This window comes from Parashewanella curva, from assembly GCF_003675895.1.
In the GTDB taxonomy this organism is placed as follows: domain Bacteria; phylum Pseudomonadota; class Gammaproteobacteria; order Enterobacterales; family Shewanellaceae; genus Parashewanella; species Parashewanella curva.
In genome coordinates, this window is the sequence record NZ_ML014937.1 from 1 (window position 1) to 1,435 (window position 1,435).

Sequence of the window (1,435 nt, forward strand, 5' to 3'; positions counted from 1 at the left end):
ATCGATTCCACAGTAATATGGATGCAATTTGTTATAGAATCTCATTGAGTCTTCTCCTGTTTTGGTTTGGTTGCCTAAAGCTTAGCGATTCGTCGCTAAGCTGGGAGAAGGCTCAATAAGTATCAAGCAGTTCAACAGGGACAAATACTGTTTGGCTTTTGTCACTGCGTTCCAAAATTTTAGCCAAACACCATTTGCCCGTTAACTGGGCGTTAGGGCCACGCAACATTCACGACATGGAGTAAAAATTAGAATAAATGATTAATATAGGTACAACGGATTTCTATATTGATGTTTCAAGTTTACCCCGTGAAAAATTCGAGGAATACTCAACTCAATTATTTGATGAATGGGAAAGTTATGTTGCTGATGTGCTTGGGCTTCCTGACTATTCCCTTTCACTCGATGTTGAAGAAGGCTCTGTAAAAGCTCTTGGTAAAATTGGTGTAACGCTTGGCGCTTTATATATTGGTATTGGTCAGTATGGTTCTTTCATTTCGGGGATTGAAACCATTCAGAGACAAGTTCGTTCTGCAAGTGATTATCTTGGAGAACGAGCCTCAGCTCCGTTCAGCCATACAAACAAACAGCCTAGAATCAAGAAACGTGGCGAAGATCTTTCTCGACTGAAAACAATTTTTGTAAAGGTTAAACGTGGTGATCTGACCATTGAACAGGCAATGGAAATATCAGAGGAAATATTTGGCGAGGACACCGATGAGGCAAACGAATTTTTAGGTGATCTTCGTGTCTCGCTTGAAGAAACCCCTCTTGATCCACAGCAAATGTCTTTGGAGTTAGACAACATCAAAGAAATGGAATTAACAGCTGAAGAGAAGAAAACTCCAAAGCCAAGGAAACCCAAACCAAAAATTCCAGCTGTTCGCCCTGAGCAGTATCGAGTTCAGGTTTGGAGAAAATCCAAGAGAAGCAAACGAAACATTCGTGTAACCAGGCTATAGCCCTAACAAGTAAATCCAGGTGACGCCTACGGCGCACCTGATTTAGGCGTTAGCAGTTAATCGTTGAAAAGGAGTATCAATGAAAATCGTAGCACTATTTGTTCAATCTCTTTTATGGCTCTCAGTGGCATTTTCTCCAACACTTTTAGGTTTAATTGTCGGAGTATTTGTAAAATTCAATTTATCAGGTCAATTCAGCGACTTTGCCATTCCTACTTTTACTTTAATCGGCTTTATTATCGGTGGTTTCTGGGCTGAAAACATTCGTAAAACAATTGGTTTATCAGCATTTCTTGGGCGTTTAATTGGTCATCGTGATATCGATGGAGCGCCGAGATAGCACTGCTAATCGGGTAGCCGAGGGTCTCTAGCCCTCAGCCCCCACACCACCCTGCATGCGGCTCCGCACAGGGCGGTTCATTTAGCTCCTCTTTAACGGGTAGTGTATCGCTATCCAACCTTCTTTTAGTGAG

General features: G+C 41.9%; 2 protein-coding genes. Both read left to right on the top strand.

Going from position 1 to position 1,435, the window contains the following annotated elements:
- Positions 1–257 precede the first annotated feature (257 nt).
- Positions 258–962, top strand: coding sequence for a hypothetical protein (locus D5018_RS21300; protein ID WP_121840971.1), 705 nt, complete (start codon positions 258–260; stop codon positions 960–962).
- Positions 963–1,041: 79 nt separating this feature from the next.
- Positions 1,042–1,302 (top strand): hypothetical protein, encoded by a 261-nt coding sequence (locus D5018_RS21305; RefSeq protein ID WP_121840972.1) that lies wholly within the window; start codon positions 1,042–1,044, stop codon positions 1,300–1,302.
- Positions 1,303–1,435 lie beyond the last annotated feature (133 nt).